This window comes from Polaromonas sp. P1_G2, assembly GCF_056405515.1.
Genome location: NZ_JBFUBY010000752.1, coordinates 1 through 575, shown reverse-complemented (window position 1 = coordinate 575; position 575 = coordinate 1). Strand labels below are relative to the sequence as shown.

The following is a 575-nucleotide window of genomic DNA, read 5'->3' as shown; positions in this document are numbered from 1 at the left end:
CGCGTGGCCTGCTGCAGCTGCCAGGCATCGCCGGCGGCAAAGCTCGCCAGCGGCGCCTGAGTGGTCGAGACGATCAGTCCCTTGTTGTTGAACTCGAACACCTGCACGCCCTGCATTTCGTTGTCGGGGGTGAGAGCCTTCACGTTGACCACGTAGGTGTTGTAGGCCTGTTTTTCCTTGAGCCAGGCGCCGGTCTGGCCTATGGTGATCTTGCTCTGGTAGCGCGCTTTGAGCAGCTGGGCGGCCCGCTCGCTGGCGGGCGCCACGTAGTCGCCCACCACGAAGCTGAACACCACAAACAAGGCGCCCAGGGCCAGCAGCAGCTTCAGCGCGCGCCAGGGGCCCAGGCCGCTGGTTCGCAAAATGGTGTATTCGGAGCTCTGGGCCAGCCGGGCCATGACGAAGATCGTGCCGATCAGCACCGAAATGGGCAGCAGCTCGTAAAGGTGGTTGGGCACCAGCAGGCCCACATACAGCAGCGCATGGCGGATCTGGTAGATCTCGCCGGCATTGATGCCGTTGCTCTTGCCGAGGTATTGGAGTTCGTCGACCAGGTCGAAAAAGAAGAACAGGGC

Annotated in this window: 1 protein-coding gene; it reads right to left on the bottom strand. The window is 62.6% G+C overall.

Features of this window, described 5'->3' with window-relative positions; translation table 11 throughout:
• Positions 1 to 575: LptF/LptG family permease (locus AC1D0P_RS27385; RefSeq protein WP_477679608.1), on the bottom strand; the 575-nt coding region annotated here is incomplete at both ends.